The 15,399-nt window shown below is 56.4% G+C and carries 11 protein-coding genes; 4 read left to right on the top strand and 7 right to left on the bottom strand.

All coding sequences use genetic code 11. The features are described 5' to 3' along the window. The first annotated feature begins 60 nt into the window (after window positions 1-60). Entirely contained in the window at window positions 61-372 is a 312-nt protein-coding gene (locus C4J90_RS05050; RefSeq protein WP_124419332.1) for a type II toxin-antitoxin system MqsR family toxin, read from the top strand. Further along, window positions 369-857 (top strand): type II toxin-antitoxin system MqsA family antitoxin, encoded by a 489-nt coding sequence (locus tag C4J90_RS05045; RefSeq protein WP_124419331.1) that lies wholly within the window; start codon window positions 369-371, stop codon window positions 855-857. The genes C4J90_RS05050 and C4J90_RS05045 overlap by 4 nt, the downstream gene beginning before the upstream one ends. A gap of 60 nt (window positions 858-917) precedes the next feature. Here C4J90_RS05045 and C4J90_RS05040 read toward each other — a convergent pair whose 3' ends face one another. The 4 genes from C4J90_RS05040 to C4J90_RS05025 form a co-directional block, all read right to left on the bottom strand. Beyond that, window positions 918-1,682, bottom strand: coding sequence for an amino acid ABC transporter ATP-binding protein (locus C4J90_RS05040; RefSeq protein WP_003171943.1), 765 nt, complete (start codon window positions 1,680-1,682; stop codon window positions 918-920). Between the two features lie 11 nt (window positions 1,683-1,693). Then, window positions 1,694-2,791, bottom strand: coding sequence for an amino acid ABC transporter permease (locus tag C4J90_RS05035; RefSeq protein ID WP_124361406.1), 1,098 nt, complete (start codon window positions 2,789-2,791; stop codon window positions 1,694-1,696). A 10-nt stretch (window positions 2,792-2,801) separates the two neighbouring features. Continuing rightward, window positions 2,802-3,983, bottom strand: coding sequence for an amino acid ABC transporter permease (locus C4J90_RS05030; protein WP_124419330.1), 1,182 nt, complete (start codon window positions 3,981-3,983; stop codon window positions 2,802-2,804). Window positions 3,984-4,055: 72 nt separating this feature from the next. Next, entirely contained in the window at window positions 4,056-5,087 is a 1,032-nt protein-coding gene (locus C4J90_RS05025) for an amino acid ABC transporter substrate-binding protein (RefSeq protein WP_048723770.1), read from the bottom strand. A gap of 345 nt (window positions 5,088-5,432) precedes the next feature. Between C4J90_RS05025 and C4J90_RS05020 the strand changes: the two genes are divergently transcribed. Together C4J90_RS05020 and rhlB are read left to right on the top strand one after the other, a co-directional pair. After that, complete coding sequence (locus C4J90_RS05020) at window positions 5,433-6,089, top strand: alpha/beta hydrolase (protein WP_124403153.1); 657 nt, start codon at window positions 5,433-5,435, stop codon at window positions 6,087-6,089. 95 nt (window positions 6,090-6,184) lie between these two features. After that, entirely contained in the window at window positions 6,185-7,651 is a 1,467-nt protein-coding gene (gene rhlB / locus C4J90_RS05015) for an ATP-dependent RNA helicase RhlB (RefSeq protein WP_124419329.1), read from the top strand. A 116-nt stretch (window positions 7,652-7,767) separates the two neighbouring features. Here rhlB and C4J90_RS05010 read toward each other — a convergent pair whose 3' ends face one another. The 3 genes from C4J90_RS05010 to moaE all read right to left on the bottom strand — a co-directional run bounded on the left by C4J90_RS05010 (window position 7,768) and on the right by moaE (window position 15,398). Continuing rightward, complete coding sequence (locus C4J90_RS05010) at window positions 7,768-12,648, bottom strand: RHS repeat domain-containing protein (RefSeq protein WP_124419328.1); 4,881 nt, start codon at window positions 12,646-12,648, stop codon at window positions 7,768-7,770. 98 nt (window positions 12,649-12,746) lie between these two features. Then, the gene (locus tag C4J90_RS05005; RefSeq protein WP_124419327.1) at window positions 12,747-14,726 is read right to left on the bottom strand and encodes a hypothetical protein; all 1,980 of its coding nucleotides are present in this window, start codon (window positions 14,724-14,726) and stop codon (window positions 12,747-12,749) included. Window positions 14,727-14,951: 225 nt separating this feature from the next. Next, a complete protein-coding gene (gene moaE, locus C4J90_RS05000) occupies window positions 14,952-15,398 on the bottom strand; it encodes a molybdopterin synthase catalytic subunit MoaE (protein ID WP_124361400.1) in 447 nt (148 codons plus the stop codon). Between the last annotated feature and the right edge of the window lies 1 nt (window position 15,399).

The following is a 15,399-nucleotide window of genomic DNA, read 5'->3' as shown; positions in this document are numbered from 1 at the left end:
AACAGAATTTTCGATTGGTAAAATTACCCTCAGAGGGTAATTATTGGACTCAGGTGTCTTATGGAAAAGTACACACCTCATTACGATCTGGCGGTGATCAAGGCGGATGTCAGGCGGCTGGGAGAAAGCGCATTCACCCGTGCGGCCAAGGAAACAGGGAAGGGTCTCGACCTGGATATCAGCGAGATGCAGGCGATCGTTTACGAACTGAAAAACCGAATGTTGTACAAGTCGATGACCACCTATGCCGATCATCGGGTCTGGCAAGACGTCTACCACATCCATTCACATGGTCTGGAGATTTACATCAAGGTCACTTACTGCTCTGGCAGTAACCCACCGGTGATCTCCTTCAAAGGGATGAACCCATGAAAACCCAACAATGCTGTATTTGCGGTGCCCCAGACGCCATGACACGCTTTGAAGGCCGCAGCGAAACTCTGCGCATAAAAGGTATGGAGCGGCGCATTGATGATCTTTCGGGCTGGGAATGCCAAGTTTGCGAGGACGGCATGTACGACCCCGACAGCAGCGAACGCCATGCCAAGGCAGGTGATGACCTGCTCCACGCCGCCCGGCGACTGATGGGCGTCGAACTGAAGCGTATTCGCCGCAAGCTGCATCTCACGCAAAAAGACACCGTGCAATGGCTGTCCGGCGGTGGGCACAACGCTTTTTCACGCTACGAACGCGGCGAAATAACACCGCCCAAACCACTGATGGTGTTGATGCGACTACTGGATCGTTACCCGCACTTGCTCACCGACGCCAAGGAACTGGCCGAGGGCGCAGACCTGCGCAACGCCTTTACCTACACCCTCAATAACGAAACGCCAGAAGCCCTCAAAGCCTCTTGATCCTCCAAACAATAAACCCGGCACCAAGGCCGGGTTTAGTGTTCAAGCATCATCCATCCATCAATGCAGAATCTGGCTCAAGAACAGCTTGGTCCGGTCATTCTGCGGGTTGTCGAAGAAGTCATTCGGCGCCGCCTGTTCGACGATCTCGCCCTTGTCCATGAAGATCACGCGATTGGCCACGGTGCGGGCAAAGCCCATTTCGTGGGTCACGCACAACATGGTCATGCCGTCTTCGGCCAGGCCGATCATGGTGTCGAGTACTTCCTTCACCATTTCCGGGTCGAGGGCCGAGGTCGGCTCATCAAACAGCATGATTTTCGGCTTCATGCACAACGCGCGGGCAATCGCCACGCGCTGTTGCTGGCCGCCGGACAGTTGCCCCGGAAACTTGTGCGCCTGCTCCGGAATGCGCACGCGCTCAAGGTAGTGCATGGCGATTTCTTCGGCCTTGCGCTTGGGCATCTTGCGCACCCACATCGGCGCCAGCGTGCAGTTCTGCAAGATGGTCAGGTGCGGGAACAGGTTGAAGTGCTGGAACACCATGCCGACTTCACGGCGGATCGCCTCGATCTGCTTGAGGTCGTTGGTCAATTCCACGCCATCGACCACGATGCGGCCCTGCTGGTGTTCTTCCAGACGGTTGAGGCAGCGGATGGTGGTGGATTTGCCCGAACCCGACGGGCCGCACAGCACGATACGCTCGCCCTGCTTGACGTTGAGGTTGATGTCTTTCAACACATGGAACTGGCCGTACCATTTGTTGACGCCCTGCATCTGGATAATGCCTTCAGGGCTCACAGGCTGTTTGATCGCTTCGCTCATCACATCAACTCCTAACGCTTGTGGCCTGTGTCGAGCTTGTGTTCCAAATGAATGGAATAGCGCGACATACCAAAACAGAAAATCCAGAACACCAGGGCGGCGAACACATAGCCTTCAGTGGCCATGCCCAGCCATTTGGGGTCGGCGGCGGCTTGCTTGACGCTGTTGAGCAGGTCGAAGAGGCCGATAATGATCACAAGGCTCGTGTCCTTGAACAACGCGATAAACGTGTTGACGATGCCGGGGATCACCATCTTCAAGGCTTGCGGCAGGATCACCAGGCCCATCGAACGCCAGTAACCCAGGCCCATCGCTGCGGCCGCTTCGTACTGGCCCTTGGGAATCGCCTGCAAACCACCGCGCACCACTTCAGCCACATAGGCCGACTGGAACAGGATCACGCCGATCAACGCGCGCAGCAGCTTGTCGATGCCCATGCCTTCGGGCAGGAACAACGGCAGCATCACCGAGGACATGAACAGCACGGTGATCAACGGCACGCCGCGCCAGAATTCGATGAAGGTCACGCAGACCACACGAATGGCCGGCATGTTCGAACGCCGTCCCAGCGCCAACATGATGCCCAGGGGCAAGGCGCCGGCGATGCCGACGGTGGCGATCACCAGGGTCAGCATCAGGCCGCCCCATTGGCTGGTCGCCACGTTGGTCAGGCCGAAGATCCCGCCATGCAGCAGGAAGAACGCGATGATCGGGTACAGCACCAGAAAGCTCAGGCCGTAGACCGCCTTGCGTTGAAAACGCGAGATGAACAACGGCGCCACGCCGACGATGGCCAGCCATACGGTGAGGTCCACGCGCCAGCGCAGGTCGCCGGGGTAGTAGCCGTACATGAACTGCCCGAAGCGCTGTTGGATGAACACCCAGCAGGCGCCCTCCTTGGTGCAATCGGCGCGCGTGGTGCCGACCCAGTTGGCGTCGATGATCGCCCAGCTCAGAATCGGCGGCACCACCAGGTAGATCAGGTAGAACGCCAACAAGGTCAGCAGGGTGTTGAGCCAACTGGAAAACAGGTTGGCGCGCATCCATGCCATCGGCCCGAAGACTTTGCTCGGCGGCGGCATATCAGGTTTGAACGTATGCGAACTCATGCAGGTTTCCTCACCGCTCGATCAGCGCAATGCGCTTGTTGTACCAGTTCATCAGCAGGGAAATGCTGATGCTGATCGCCAGGTACACGCTCATGGTGATGGCAATGACTTCGATGGCCTGGCCGGTCTGGTTGAGCACCGTGCCGGCAAACAGCGAAACCATTTCCGGGTAACCGATACCGGCGGCCAGCGACGAGTTTTTCGCCAGGTTCAGGTATTGGCTGGTCAACGGCGGAATGATCACGCGCAACGCTTGCGGGATGATGACTTTGCGCAACGTCGGCCCGGGGCGCAGGCCCAGGGAACGCGCCGCTTCGGTCTGGCCGTGGCTGACGGACTTGATGCCCGAGCGCACGATCTCCGCGATAAACGCCGCAGTATAAACCGTCAGCGCCAGGGTCAGTGCCAACAGTTCGGGAATCAGCACCCAGCCGCCAACGAAGTTGAAGCCTTTGAGCTCCGGCATTTCCCAGTGCAACGGCGCGCCGAAGATCAAGGCGCACAACGCCGGAATCACGATGAACAGCGCCAGGCCAGCCCAGAATTTATGGAACGGAACACCGGTGGCTTCAAAGCGCTTGTTGGCCCAGCGCGCCATCAGCACGATTGCCGCAATCGCCACCACGACGCTGACCACAAACGGCCAGAACCCGTCAGCGGCAAGCGCTGCGGGCATATTCAGGCCACGGCTGCTGACAAAGAAGGTATCGCCGAAGTTGTGGCTGTTACGCGGCCCCGGCATGGTCAGGAACACCGCGAAGTACCAGAACAGGATCTGCAGCAGCGGCGGGATGTTGCGGAACACTTCCACATACACCGTCGCCAGCTTGTTGATCATCCAGTTCGGCGACAGCCGCGCCACGCCAATGACGAATCCGAGCAGGGTCGCCAGGATCACGCCGATAAAGGTCACCAGCAGGGTGTTGAGCAAACCGATCACAAACACCCGGGCATAACTGTCCGACTCGGTGTAATCGATCAAATGCTGCGCAATGCCAAAGCCGGCACTGCGCTCAAGAAAGTCGAACCCCGAGGTGATGCCCCGGTGTTGCAGGTTGGTCTGGGTATTGTTGAAGAGGTACCAGCCCAGCGAGACCACCGCCACAATGGTGATGATCTGGAAGAGCCACGCACGCACTTTGGGATCGCTGAAGCTGAGCTTCTGCTTGGGTGCGCCGATTTGATTTTGCATGAAGTGCCCCGCAAAGAATGGAACAGAACATCACCCGGCGGTTGGCCCACCGGGTGACAGAACCATCAGCGATCAGCGCACAGGAGGTGCGTATTGAATGCCGCCGGCGTTCCACAGGGCGTTCAGGCCACGGTCTATTTCCAGCGGGGTGCTCTTGCCCAGATTGCGCTCGAACACTTCGCCGTAGTTACCGACTTGCTTGACGATCTGTACGACCCAGTCTTTCTTCACTTTCAGGTCTTTGCCGTATTCGCCGTCAGCACCGAGCAGACGCGCGACGTCCGGGTTCTTGGTGGACTTGGCTTCAGCTTCGACGTTTTTCGACGTGATGCCGGCTTCTTCAGCGTTGAGCATGGCGTAGCCCACCCAGCGCACGATGGCCAGCCACTCGTCGTCGCCATTACGCACGACCGGGCCCAGCGGTTCCTTGGAAATGGTTTCCGGCAGGACCACGTAGTCCTTCGGCGCGGCCAGCTTGCTGCGCTGGGCGAACAGTTGGGACTTGTCGGAGGTCAGTACGTCGCAACGCCCGGACTCCAGCGACTTGGCGCTTTCATCGGAGGTGTCGAAGGTGATCGGGGTGTATTTGAGGTTGTTGCCACGGAAGTAGTCGGAAACGTTCAGCTCGGTGGTGGTACCGGCCTGGATGCAAATGGTTGCACCGTCCAGTTCCTTGGCGCTTTTCACGCCCAGCTTGTTGTTAACCAGGAAGCCAATGCCGTCGTAGTAGGTGATGAAGCCCGGGAATTTCAGGCCCATGCCCGCATCGCGGGAGCTGGTCATGGTGGTGTTGCGCGACAGGATATCGACTTCGCCCGATTGAAGCGCGGTGAAACGCTCCTTGGCGTTCAACTGGCTGAACTTGACCTTGGTTGCGTCACCGAAAACGGCGGCGGCCACGGCGCGGCACACGTCAGCGTCGATCCCGAGGATCTTGCCGCTGGCATCCGGCACCGAGAAACCCGGCAGGCCGTCACTCACGCCACACTGCACGAAGCCTTTTTTCTGCACGGCATCCAGGGTGGCGCCAGCTTGGGCAAAACCACTGACACCCAATACAGCGGCCGCGGTCACGATGGCCAGGGTGGATTTCAATACCTTCATTCAAACCTCCAGTTGCTCTTGTTGTGTCGGAGCTCCAACCTCAGCGCACCCTTATGAGGCGATATCGACCCGTGTTGGCTTTTTTTGGGGTCGAGCAGCATGAGATTTTTGCGGTAATTCCAGTTGCTTTCCCACAAGCGGCAGTCACTGATAGTGTTACCGCCCTAGGAGAGTTCTGACATCGACCTACACATAGCAAGGCCCGTACCAGAGTGCTGGCTGAGCCGCTGACGGCGATGTTCAATGGCAAAAGATTCACCCTTGCGACATTCTCTTAACAGATCAACCTGTCGCGCACCGTTCCGACGCACTTAATCGGAGCGCCCGCACAGCTATGGAGCAGACATGACCGAACCCTTGATCCTTGAGCCCGCCAAGCCCGCAGATGCCTGTGTTATCTGGCTGCATGGCCTGGGCGCCGACCGCTACGACTTCTTGCCGGTAGCCGAAATGCTGCAGCAAACTTTACTGACCACCCGCTTCGTTTTGCCCCAGGCGCCCACCCGTGCGGTGACGATTAACGGTGGCTACGAGATGCCGAGTTGGTACGACATCAGGGCCATGAGCCCAGCCCGTTCCATCAGCCTGGAAGAACTGGAAGCGTCGACCACAATGGTCACGGATTTGATCGAGGCGCAGAAGAGAACCGGGATAGACGCTTCGCGGGTTTTCCTGGCGGGCTTTTCCCAGGGCGGAGCAGTGGTTTTCCACACTGCGTTTAAACAATGGCAGGGCCCGCTGGGTGGCGTGATCGCCCTCTCCACTTATGCGCCGACCTTCGACGATGAGCTGGAATTATCCGCCAGCCAGCAACGCATCCCTGTCCTGTGCCTGCATGGCCAGTATGACGAGGTGGTGCAAAACGCCATGGGCCGCAGCGCCTACGAGCATTTAAAGCACCGTAGTGTCACCGTGACATGGCAGGAATACCCAATGGGGCACGAAGTGTTACCCGAAGAGATACGCGATATCGGCACCTGGCTGACCGAGCGCCTGCGCTGAAACCCGCGTTGATGTAGTTGTATGACAGACGCACTACGCCGCGCCCGATTCTTGCATTACACTGGCCGGCGTACATTCCTTAACCAATTAATGAGATGACCGTGCTCAAAGCACTCAAGAAGATGTTCGGCAAAAGCGAGGCTGAGCCGCTCGCGCCTGTTCCCAGTGCTCCCGCTCCCAAGCCCGGCAACCGCAATGATGCTAGGCAGCCCGAGCGGATCGCACCTGCGGCCGCACCGAAAACAGCCTCGGTGACGCCGCCCGAACAGGCCGAGCCCGCAGAGATCCTCGCCGCACCTGTCGCCAAACCACGCCGCGAACGTGCGCCCAAGCCGCCCGTGATGCCGTGGAAACTCGAAGACTTCGTCGTCGAGCCCCAGGAAGGTAAAACCCGCTTCCATGACTTCAACCTGGCCCCGGAACTGATGCACGCCATCCAGGACCTGGGCTTCCCGTACTGCACGCCGATCCAGGCGCAGGTGCTGGGCTTCACCCTCGCCGGCAAAGACGCTATCGGCCGTGCCCAGACCGGCACCGGCAAGACTGCCGCGTTCCTGATCTCGATCATCACCCAACTGTTGCAGACGCCGCCGCCGAAAGAGCGTTACATGGGCGAGCCGCGCGCGCTGATCATCGCCCCTACCCGGGAGCTGGTGGTGCAAATCGCCAAAGACGCTGCCGACTTGACCAAGTACACCGGCCTCAACGTGATGACGTTTGTCGGCGGCATGGACTTCGACAAACAGCTCAAGCACCTTGAGGCCCGTCATTGCGACATCCTCGTCGCGACGCCAGGCCGCCTGCTCGACTTCAACCAGCGCGGCGACGTACACCTGGACATGGTCGAAGTGATGGTGCTGGACGAAGCCGACCGCATGCTCGACATGGGTTTCATCCCACAGGTGCGTCAGATCATTCGCCAGACCCCGCCAAAGGCCGAGCGCCAGACCCTGCTGTTCTCCGCGACCTTCACCGAAGACGTGATGAACCTCGCCAAGCAGTGGACCACCGAGCCGTCCATCGTCGAGATCGAAGCTCTCAACGTCGCCAGCGAAAACGTCGAGCAACACATCTACGCCGTCGCCGGTGCCGACAAGTACAAGCTGCTCTATAACCTGATCAACGACAACGGTTGGGAGCGGGTGATGGTATTTGCCAACCGCAAGGACGAAGTGCGCCGCATCGAAGAGCGCCTGGTGCGTGATGGCGTCAACGCCGCGCAACTGTCGGGCGACGTGCCGCAGCACAAGCGCATCAAGACCCTGGAAGGCTTTCGCGAAGGCAAGATCCGCGTGCTGGTGGCCACCGATGTGGCGGGCCGCGGGATCCACATCGACGGCATCAGCCACGTGATCAACTTCACCTTGCCGGAAATGCCGGACGACTATGTGCACCGCATTGGCCGGACCGGTCGTGCAGGCGCTGCCGGTGTGTCGATCAGCTTTGCCGGGGAAGATGATTCGTATCAACTGCCGTCGATCGAGGCGTTGCTGGGGCGCAAGATCAGCTGCGAGACGCCGCCGACGCACCTGCTGCGGGCAGTGGAGCGCAAGCGCCCTTAAGCTCAAATGCGGTAAACCATGTGGGAGCGCGGGTTACCTTGCAGCGTGCGGGCTTGACCGAGGCGATGTTGTCGCCCCGGCACCTGGATTGATTGCGCGCATGACGCACTGCTGGGTTAACCCTGATACAACGCCCCAATGATAGGCTCGCGAATGCGCGATGCCTCGTCTCTGAATGCCTGGTAGTAGCCAGCACTGCTGCTTGGCATATCGACCACCCGGCTAAACGTGGCTTGCGCTTGGGGCTGGGCCGAAGCGCCCCCGCTGCTCGCCTCCGGTCGGGGTGTGGCTGGCGACTTGCTTCTACTTTCGATCGATCGGCCAAGGTTGGTAAATCTCAATACCGCCCGGGTACTCCCAAACATCTGACTAAATGGGGTGACGCCCCCTTTATCAGTGAACTTGTAGCTCAAGCCCAGCATGCGCTGGCGCGCCGCGAATAACGCACTGCCGATGGGAGTCTGCTTCAGGTTGCCAACACCGGAAAACTTTGCAGCAGCAGAGTTATAGGCCATGTGCCCCGAGGTATAAGCCCCCCCGACGCTCACGACCAACGAGGCAATTGAGAACACGAGGGACGCCCATCCTAGATTACGGATGTGGTGCGAACGGTCCCAGCCCATTGCTTTATCGACCTCGGCAATAGCCAGCCCCGCGACACCCAACGTCCCGCTGACAACACCGAGTCCCGCTCCGATGGTGACCGCTGACTTGGAGGCGATGACCCACCCTGTTGCGGCAGCGGCAGCAACAACGGCAGCGGCAGTGGCAGTGGCAGTGGCAGCTGCTGCCATCCCGCCCAAAGCTGCTGCAGCGGTTGGCACCATCACCGCCGACGCCACTGCTGCCGTGGCTAGCCCCGCAGAAACTGACATTGCCACTGGCCCCGCTAGCGCTGCTGCAAGGCCGACAGCCCCAAACCCTAACGTTACCACCGACAGCACCAGTGCTACCCCGGTCAACGCCCACTTCAACCAACCAGGCCACATCCCACTGGGATCGAGCATGTTGATCGGGTTGCAGGCACAGTAGGCATAGCTATTGATCCCCCCCTCATCAAACGGGCTCAGTGGGTCAGGTTGCAAGAAAATCATCAGGTCAGGAGAGTAGACACGCAGGCCGTTGCCCAGATGGTAGAGATGGATCCCTGCATCCAGCCGTTGAGCATTGAACGCCGGCAGTTGCAGATCAGCCATGCTACGGACCTTGCCATCATCCAGCGGGACCTTTGTATCGCCATAGGGCGTGTAGTGTCGCCGCACATGGGCCTGACCTGGGGCCGATACACCGCGCACGCTACCGCTGGCATCATTCATATGCAGTTGCGGCCCGTCGACACCACCGCTGCGTGCCATCACTTCATCTGCGCCGTCGACGTAGCGGATCTTTTTGTTGCCTTCAACCAGAGTCTCTAGACGGTCGCCGGCGTATGCCAGCATTACCGGCGATTCACTGCCCCGGGACGCCAGTACCTGACGAGCCTCGGCATCGTATTGGTAGCTGTACTCGAGGGTATCGGCCTGCACGGCGGTCAACTGCTCAAAGCCATTGTAGGTATAGGCCTGACCCGCCGGACTTGCCTGCAAGTTGCCCGCCGCATCATACCTCAGGGTGACATCCTGCGCCGGGTGTGTACGGGTCAGACGCGTCAGTTGAGTGGGATCGGAACCGGTGAAATAACGCTCGCAGGTGTCTCGTGTGTTGTCGGCAAACGTCGTAATGACCTGAGTAATGTTATTGAGGCTGTCAAAGCTGAAATCCTGCCCGACAATGCCACGGCCCAGATGATCCTTGGGATGTTCAGGCCCCGTGCAGCAATAGGTCTTGAGCCGCAGGTAGGCGTCATAGGTGAAGGTCTCGCCGATCACCAGGCGTGAGCCAGCGTCCTTGAGTTCCCGTGTCGCCAACATACCGTTGAGGTGATACGTGCTGGACATAACCTGGAACAGCGCACCGTTCTGCTCAAAGCGGCGCTCGGCTTCCCGGCCCAGTGAGTCATAGGACACTTTGGTAATGACTTGCGTGCTTTCATAAGCGGTGGTCAGGACATTCGGCCGGCCCAATGTATCGTAGGTCTGCTCAATGACCATGGCGCCAGTGGTCATCTTGGAGAACCGTCCGAACACATCGTACTGAAGCTGGCTGTGCTGACCATCGGCGGCAGTTTGATGCAGCAGGCGCCCGCCTGGGGAATAACCATACTGCGAGGTCAGCACGTTGCCATTGGCGGTTTGAATATCCTTTTCAGGATGGCCGTGGGCATCCACAACGAACTCATGGATCAAGCCATTGGTCTCGGAACGTGTCATTGCACCGGTAACCGGGTCATGCCGGTAGGTGCTCACCGGATGGCCCGGCATCTCAATCCGAGTCGGCACATCCAACTCTTTGTCGTACGTGAGGGTTTGGCGAACCCCACGGGGGGAAACCATGGCGTTCGGCTCTATCCACTCAGGCTCGTACTCCCAGGTTGTGGCTTGCCCTGTTCCACGCGTCTGACTGGTCATCCGGCCGAGACTATCGTAAGTGCGGGCCCCCAACCGCTTGCTATCGACCGTAAAAGCACTGGCCAATTCACTGCTGGTGCCCCGGGTGTAATCAGTTTTACGCAGCCGATGAGGAGTGCCATCTGTCGGTTTTTGGAGGGTCGTCAGTACCCGATCAAATTCGTCATAGGTCAAGTCGGTGGACGTTTTATTGACGTCCACTACCGTCAGGCAGCGACCCAAGCCATCGTAGGTATACGACGCCACTTCCACTTTATTATTGTTGGCATCCAGGCGCTCCACCTTCATCGGTTGGTTATGCGTATTGAAATAGGTCAATAGGCGCTCACCGCCAACAACGCCTTCCTCCGTAAGATTGAGCCGCGGGTCATACTCGTCGATGACTACACGGCCATCGGCGTGGGTGACACGGCTGGCGTTGCCCCACTTGCTGTAGGAGTGGACACTGCGAAACACGCGTTGTCCGTCGCCCAGGTAGTCGATATTGACCACTTCCACGGTTTGCCCAAGCGCGTCATACCACCACGTTCCGGTGGCCCGTTCCTGGTCCTGGTTCGGGCCAATCAGTTGGGCTTCGGACACTTGGCGGCCAGCGCCGTCATAGTAGGTAATGGCCTTATTACCTTGTGCATCCGTGGTGATCAGATGGGCACGTTTGGTCTGCGTCGCAAAATGATAGGCGTAACCTCGACTGGCTTGCTGCGGTTTTCCACGGGAAACCGTTTCTTCCGTCAACCGGCCACTGACATCAAACGCCAGGTCCAAGGTGCTGCCGCCATCCCGCGTCATCGACAGCAACCGCCGATTAACCAGCGAAAGCGTCCTCTTCGCCTCAAGCCATTGCCCCTCGCGCCCCTTCAGGCGCCGGGTTTCCACAAGGTTGTCACCTGAGACGGTGTAACTGAAATCACTGACCAACGCCTGCCCGCCAATCGTACTGGTGCTGCTCTTAAGACGGCCAGCCAAAGCGACAGGCGTGTCGTAGTAGCTTTGCTGCATCGCAAACACACCGGCCTGGTTGCTTGACTGTTGGAGAACGAAGTAGCTACTGCCTGTCGGCGGCACACGGGTATGGGTGTACTCCGTGAGCCGTGCTGCCGGCGTGCCACCCTCCGGGACAAGACGCTCTTGCTTGACGTAGCGCACAAACAATCCACGCGGGTCGGCAGGGCATTTGCCGCTTTCGCCAGCCATGGGGTAATAGGTGTAGTCGACGCGAACCCCGGACGCCTCGGTACGGCTTAGCTCATTACCGTAGTCGTCGGTCTGGATGGCTACCGTCACCTCCCTTGCGGTACCACCTGCCACCAGTTCGTAACGCGTGGTAATGGACTTGGGTAGCTGGAGATTGGGCGGCTGTGCGGGAAACAGGCCAGGTACTTCGTTATAAGCAATGGTTTGGATGGTTCGAGTCCCTTCGCGCAGGACCCGCTCTTCGGTCATCAAATGAAATTTGTTGTAGGTGGTGCGGGTAACGCTCAGTACCGCATTGTTGGATGCAGCATCAATACAGGTTTCGTCTGTCCAGTATGAATAGGCACCACTCACCAGGTATAAATTGTCTTCTCCTTCGCGAAAGCCACCAGAAAAAGGATAACCGGTAAAATTCTTGCTGGGGCTGTAGTCATAAGTGCGGGTCATCATCGGCTGGTTGCTGGCGGGTATGTGCTCCCACTGTTCAACCCTTGGAATATATTGGCTGTTACTGTAGGCGTGCCCGTTCTCGGCATAGGTAATCCGCTCCTCGCCTCCCATCGGTGAGCGCACATTGTTCATGGCCATCAGGCCATTGCGAAATACAGTGTAGATAAACGCAAAACTCGCGCTACCGACAGTACCATTGCGATCATAGGGCGCTGTAACCTCCGTCAGACGATCATTGTCATACGTAAACCGGACGCGTGCATAACGACCACCATCGACACGGGTATCGACCATCGACAATCTGTTACTCGAGTAGGTCAATATCAGCAACTCATTGCCATTTTGATCCAGAATACGCTCAAGGAATTCACCCAAGTCGTAACAAAAACGCAAGCTCTCGCCGTTTTCAAATTGTATGGTATTGATGCGATAGGGCACGTTGCTGGCATGACGCTTCAAAATCTCAATCGTGCCATCTTTGTAGATCACATGAAGCGTTTCGGCGTCCGGTCGCTTGACCACCAGGTCTTTGAGTTTGTAATCCTTGATCACCAATGTCTCGCCCACGGGAGGCAGGCTCTGGGTTTGAAACTGTTCGCCATCAAGCAACGAGAGCCTGGAGCGGTTGACATCAAACTCGGTATTACTCATATGCCAACCCGTGCCATAACGCCCGCTTTCGGAGTTGAGCATGGAGAACAATAGACTGACGTCCCGGCTCACCTCCAAGGGTCCCTGTGGCGATAACGTCGCCAGTCGAATCTGACAAGTGTACTGGCCAGTACGTGGATCAACCGAGCCTGCTAAATAGGATTGGAAATTAAAGGCATTAGAGTAGACGTTCATAAAACACCTCTCACGCTTAATAAACTCAGCGCACTGACTTAAGTCATGTACCTAGAAAGAGCCAGCTTAACCTGAGAGCGCATCACCGGCATCGCAGATCAAAAATCTTTCAATAAAATACGCGTCCCGTTTTCGTGCATCTCGAGTCGATACACATGCTCACACCCATGGTTATCCCATAGACGCCAAGGAGTATTTGTATCACCAGTAGTAAATGTAGTATTTTTCACCTGCAGTCTTACAGCACGCATCATCGTATTGTGTTTGTTAAACGGTATATATGGGTTTGTTCCATCTCCGCCCCCATAAATATGCCTATGAACATCCTTCATTCGGATCCTCAGCTCAGGACTATCTTTAGTGACCAGAACTCCTGCCTTAAGGTAGCGTTTTACAGCACTATGATATGTCGACCAACACGTTGTAAAGTAATCACCCTCGTTATCCATTGATAAAGGTCTATCAAGACCTTTATTGGCAAGGAACCGCAACGGGGATGGCAACAACCAGTAGTAAATATCACAATCAGCGATTTCATCATTGTAAGCATCCAGATCGGGAAATGAAATCAACTCAGCAGCTTTTACTGTATAGGGCCTTGTAGGGGTAATAGTCACATACTCTCCACCACTGGAGTGGTACGTTGTATAGATCTTTCCATCGACGACTATCCGTGCCATAAACCGCATCGGTTCAATCGGACGACTTGGATCGACGCGCATATATCGATCAATTGTTTCAACCAGAGGCCCAGGCCCTGCGTAATCCATGCCGGCAAGTTTCTCAGGATCGTTTTTTTCCGAACCTCGGGTCCAAAGACCCGAATCATAAATATTCTTTGACGTATCACAGCTCCAACCCGACGGAAGTGCTTGACCATCATTCACAGAATAAAGTGTTACTGTTGCACTGTTACACTCTGCTCGAGTCAAGGGTACGGCTCGCCAAGTACCATCCGGCAGATATTCCTCCTTAGTAGCCTCAATCAAAACCTTACATTGATGGCGACCATTGGCATAAAGGGCATTACTGGTGGGGAGACCATCGGGAAATATAATTTTGAAATTTCTAATATTAGTTTCAGGCCGAAACTCATAATCCTCCAAACGCAAAAAGTAATCAGCATTCGGCACCAGGGAGAAACGGTGAATATTTCCAAAATTGTCCATCAAGCTCCATGCGCTATTCGAATCGCGTGTAACGTCAACTTTCAAAGCGAGAGAGCGTACAAGTATAGCTCTCATAATTGTCGGCCGGATATCAACCGGAACATGATAATTGTAAACCGGATAACCATAAGGCTTAAACACATCCTCCCGCATAACGGGTGAATTTTCCTTATTAACAACTACACCACCCTTATGGGGAGTGCCATCACCCTGCTTAGCATAAGCGTAGCTCGTCTGAAAGTGATCGCCTTCGTACTGCATATTCAACGGCCTATCAAGACCTTCTTGTGCAACAAATACTACTCCTGCCGGAGGCGCCCAGTAGTATACCGTCGCATAAAAATCTGGTGCCGAAACCGCGTTATGTCTATATTCAATCAAGTCACTCACAGAAAGTCTAAATGGCATTACTGGCTGAAGGGTAACCGAAGAATCAAAGCAGCTATTCTCCGCCGACAATCGGGTTGTATAAACCTGACTATCCACAACCATATACGCTACAAAAGTGACCGCATCCAAGGGCCCTTCTTGCGAACTGAACCGCAGATAACGAGAAACCCTCTGAACCACGGTACCTGGATTATAAGCATCAGGTTCCGAACCCACTTTTTGTTCACGCTCCCACAATCCTTCGCTATAAATATTCTTTTTATCATCATACCGCCAACCACTAGGTAGCGACTGCCCATCGTCTGAAAAAAATGGAGCCACTCTCACGCTCGCAATTTCCTCATTAGTTAACTCGGTACGTTGCCACACCCCAGCGTTGATTTGACATTCCTTTATGACTTCAACAATAACCTCACTTTGATGCCGTCCATTAGCATAAAGTTTATTGGTAAACTCCGAGCCATCCGGGCATGTAACCCTGAAATGGGAAAGTCTGGACAGTTTAGTTGCCTCAGCCATCTTCTTTCTCCCTGGTATTTTCAACTGCTATGAAATACAACCGGAGGCATAATTACTCAACCCAGGCTGGTTGCTCCTAAAGAAAAAACCTATGCCGACAAGAGTAATTAAGTCTTAAAAGAAAATGACGAACAACTGTCAGATTTGACAGTTATGCAGAACCCTTTGGCCTAAGCCTGAGTGTTTTATAGCCTAAATAGAGTTAACAGTTGACGATGTTCACCCCTACCAACGATCCGCCGCCACATGATCACTGTCCCGCCCTTCCACCCAGCGCGGCCCTTCACTGGTGTTTTCCTTTTTCCAGAACGGCGCGCGGGTCTTCAGGTAGTCCATCACAAATGCACAGGCGTCGAACGCGGCCTGGCGGTGGGCACTGGCGGCGGCTACAAAGACAATGGGCTCGCCGGGTTCCAGGGCACCGATGCGGTGCAGCACCTCCAATTTGAGCAGCGGCCAGCGTTGCTCGGCCTCGACGGCGATCTTGGCCAGTGCCTTTTCGGTCATGCCGGGATAATGCTCCAGGAACATCCCCGCCACTTCGCGACCATCATTGAAATCGCGCACATAGCCGACAAAGCTCACCACCGCGCCCACGCCCACATTGGCCGCATGCATCGCGTTGACTTCGGCGCCCGGATCAAAGGCTTCGACCTGCACACGAATGGCCATG

The sequence above is a fragment of the Pseudomonas sp. R2-60-08W genome (assembly GCF_003852335.1).
GTDB lineage: Bacteria > Pseudomonadota > Gammaproteobacteria > Pseudomonadales > Pseudomonadaceae > Aquipseudomonas.
The sequence above is the reverse complement of the archived record's forward strand: the minus strand, read 5'-3'. Positions and strand labels throughout refer to the sequence as shown.

Excerpts from the sequence above, each read along its gene's own strand:
- C4J90_RS05035 (WP_124361406.1), bottom strand. The coding sequence starts at position 2,791 with ATGAGTTCGCATACGTTCAAACCTGATATGCCGCCGCCGAGCAAAGTC.
- C4J90_RS05020 (WP_124403153.1), top strand. The coding sequence starts at position 5,433 with ATGACCGAACCCTTGATCCTTGAGCCCGCCAAGCCCGCAGATGCCTGT.
- C4J90_RS05040 (WP_003171943.1), bottom strand. The coding sequence starts at position 1,682 with ATGAGCGAAGCGATCAAACAGCCTGTGAGCCCTGAAGGCATTATCCAG.
- C4J90_RS05025 (WP_048723770.1), bottom strand. The coding sequence starts at position 5,087 with ATGAAGGTATTGAAATCCACCCTGGCCATCGTGACCGCGGCCGCTGTA.
- C4J90_RS05030 (WP_124419330.1), bottom strand. The coding sequence starts at position 3,983 with ATGCAAAATCAAATCGGCGCACCCAAGCAGAAGCTCAGCTTCAGCGAT.
- rhlB (WP_124419329.1), top strand. The coding sequence starts at position 6,185 with ATGACCGTGCTCAAAGCACTCAAGAAGATGTTCGGCAAAAGCGAGGCT.
- moaE (WP_124361400.1), bottom strand. The coding sequence starts at position 15,398 with ATGGCCATTCGTGTGCAGGTCGAAGCCTTTGATCCGGGCGCCGAAGTC.
- C4J90_RS05005 (WP_124419327.1), bottom strand. The coding sequence starts at position 14,726 with ATGGCTGAGGCAACTAAACTGTCCAGACTTTCCCATTTCAGGGTTACA.
- C4J90_RS05050 (WP_124419332.1), top strand. The coding sequence starts at position 61 with ATGGAAAAGTACACACCTCATTACGATCTGGCGGTGATCAAGGCGGAT.
- C4J90_RS05010 (WP_124419328.1), bottom strand. The coding sequence starts at position 12,648 with ATGAACGTCTACTCTAATGCCTTTAATTTCCAATCCTATTTAGCAGGC.
- C4J90_RS05045 (WP_124419331.1), top strand. The coding sequence starts at position 369 with ATGAAAACCCAACAATGCTGTATTTGCGGTGCCCCAGACGCCATGACA.